This is a genomic window from Streptomyces lydicus (assembly GCF_000717345.1).
GTDB lineage: Bacteria > Actinomycetota > Actinomycetes > Streptomycetales > Streptomycetaceae > Streptomyces > Streptomyces lydicus.
On sequence record NZ_JNZA01000090.1, the window covers coordinates 1 to 1,671 of the forward strand.

Sequence of the window (1,671 nt, forward strand, 5' to 3'; positions counted from 1 at the left end):
TCCCTCCATAGACGCACAGGCCGAGGGCGACGGGGTGCCTGGTAAGGCCCCATGCCGAGGAACCGAGGGGCACGGCGAACTCGCGGGATGTTGCACACGCCGTGCGCATGGCCGGGCATCAGGCGAAGCGGACTTCGCGCGAGGCGGCGGAGGCCGTGGCGAACGCGAGCAGCCGGCCGCCCTCCTCGGTGAGCGCGGCGCGGTCCCCGGCACGCAGGGTACCGAAGGGCTCCAGGACGAGGACGGCGGCACCGCGCGTCTGCTCGACGCGCCACACGCCCGCCACGAACCCGTCCACCAGGAACGTCGACCTGATCAGCCCGTTCCGCGTGAAGACGAGCTTGCGCTGCTCCTCGGTGAGGATGCGGGCGCGGTCGGCGTGGGAGAGCAGGATGTTGTCGAACTCCGGCAGGAAGCGCACCGGGGCGGGGGTGTTCGCGTCGGGGCGGGGGGCCTCCGGCAGGTCGAGCAGTTCGCGGCCGTTCTCGTCGCGGAAGACCGCCAGCCGCGGCCGGAGCCGGTTCACCGCGTCGGCGAGCCGGGTCATGCCGGACCAGACCTGGATGTCCTTGACCGTGGCCGGCCCGAAGGCCGCCAGGTAGCGTTCGACCATCAGGTCCGGTGCCGCCAGCCCGGCGACGGGCCGGCCGAGCCACGCCTCGGCGCTGGTGTGCACGGCCTGCCCGCTCTCGCCCCACAGCCCGCGCGGCGGCACCTGCACGAGCGGTACCAGGTTGCGCACGGCGTTGGCGAGGGCGAAGGGGTCCCGGTCCGGCCACCGCTCGGCGAGCAGGGTGCCCAGGCCGCCCAGCGTGAGCGGCTCCCGCTCGACCAGCTCGCGGCCCAGCTCGGCCACCTTCTCGACGTCGAGCCCTTCGAGCTTGCGCCCGAAGGCGCCCTTCAGCCCCTGCCGCAGGGCGCCCTGCAGGACGGGGCGCAGTGCGACGCAGTCGTCCGCCGTGACCAGGTGGATCGTGCCGCGCATCAGACCCACCCGGACCACCTCGCGGTTCCTGACGAGGGAGGCCAGGTCCTCGATGCGGAAGCCGGCGAGCCGCGTCCACAGGCCGATGTAGGGCGGGTTCGGCGCCTGTGCCTGCATGCCCACCAGGTGCGCGACCGCCCGCCCCGCTGGCATCGCGGACCGCTCCAGCAGCAACTGCCGGGCCAGTAGGCTCCGGTTGAGCGCCCGATGGTCCAGCACCTTCACGTCTCCTGTCACCACGACGGGATTCCCTTCCTCGTGTCCACTCACGAAAACACGGTGGCTGCCTCGGACCGCGCCCGGGACGCCACCGCCGTACTGCGATGCCGCTCAGCTCATGCGCACCAGCATCGTGCTGCTGTACGTGCAGTCGAGCAGGGCGGCGCACGCCGCCGGGAGCTGACCGGTGCCGCCCTCGACGACCGTGTGCAGGAACACGTTGCGTCCCTCCCGCAGCCACGGGCCGAACCGCGCGTTCCACTCCTCGATCTGGTCCGGGGTGTGCAGCGTGGCGAAGCCGCGCAGCATCAGGTCCTTGGTGATAGCCGACATCAGCGGCATCCGCGGGCTGCCGTCATCGCCCCCGCCGTGTGCAACATCCCGCGAGTTCGCCGTGCCCCTCGGTTCCTCGGCATGGGGCCTTACCAGGCACCCCGTCGCCCTCGGCCTGTGCGTCTATGGAGGGA

General features: G+C 72.5%; 2 protein-coding genes. Both read right to left on the reverse strand.

Annotated elements, in window-relative coordinates:
- Positions 1–118: 118 nt before the first annotated feature.
- The gene (locus OO62_RS36095; protein ID WP_234385968.1) at positions 119–1,255 is read right to left on the reverse strand and encodes a winged helix DNA-binding domain-containing protein; all 1,137 of its coding nucleotides are present in this window, start codon (positions 1,253–1,255) and stop codon (positions 119–121) included.
- A 60-nt stretch (positions 1,256–1,315) separates the two neighbouring features.
- Complete coding sequence (locus OO62_RS36100) at positions 1,316–1,537, reverse strand: hypothetical protein (RefSeq protein ID WP_129322905.1); 222 nt, start codon at positions 1,535–1,537, stop codon at positions 1,316–1,318.
- Between the last annotated feature and the right edge of the window lie 134 nt (positions 1,538–1,671).